We start from the raw sequence: 594 nt of genomic DNA, 5'->3' as shown, positions 1-594 counted from the left end.
CCAAGGGTTGGGCTGTTCGCCCATTAAAGCGGTACGCGAGCTGGGTTCAGAACGTCGTGAGACAGTTCGGTCCCTATCCGTCGCGGGCGTAGGAAATTTGAGAAGAGCTGCCCTTAGTACGAGAGGACCGGGGTGGACATACCGCTGGTGTACCAGTTGTGCCGCCAGGCGCAGAGCTGGGTAGCTATGTATGGCAAGGATAAGCGCTGAAAGCATCTAAGTGTGAAGCCCCCTTCGAGATGAGATTTCCCATTCCTTTAAGGAAGTAAGACCCCTGAGAGATGATCAGGTAGATAGGCTGGGAGTAGCAGCCCCGTGAGGGGTGGAGCGGACCAGTACTAATCGGTCGAGGACTTGACCAAAGAAGAGCGTGACTGGCAGGAGCCAGCTGCGCATCTCAAAGAATCATGTGATGTTTCTTGAAGCACTTCATAATAGCCAGTTTTGAGAGAACAAACTCTCACAATATAATAAGTACAGTGGCGATAGCGAGAAGGATCCACCTGTTCCCATGCCGAACACAGAAGTTAAGCTTCTCAGCGCCGAGAGTAGTTGGTGGGAAACTGCCTGCGAGGGTAGGACGTCGCTGTTCTT

The 594-nt window shown here is 52.7% G+C and carries 2 rRNA genes; both read left to right on the top strand.

Annotation, left to right across the window (positions count from 1 at the left end):
* A 23S ribosomal RNA gene (locus FD09_RS15625) occupies positions 1-362 on the top strand; the annotation flags it as partial.
* A 113-nt stretch (positions 363-475) separates the two neighbouring features.
* Positions 476-592 (top strand): 5S ribosomal RNA (gene rrf / locus FD09_RS15620).
* The last annotated feature ends 2 nt before the right edge of the window (positions 593-594 follow it).

This window comes from Schleiferilactobacillus perolens DSM 12744, from assembly GCF_001435585.1.
In the GTDB taxonomy this organism is placed as follows: domain Bacteria; phylum Bacillota; class Bacilli; order Lactobacillales; family Lactobacillaceae; genus Schleiferilactobacillus; species Schleiferilactobacillus perolens.
This window is presented reverse-complemented; position numbering and strand designations above follow the sequence as displayed.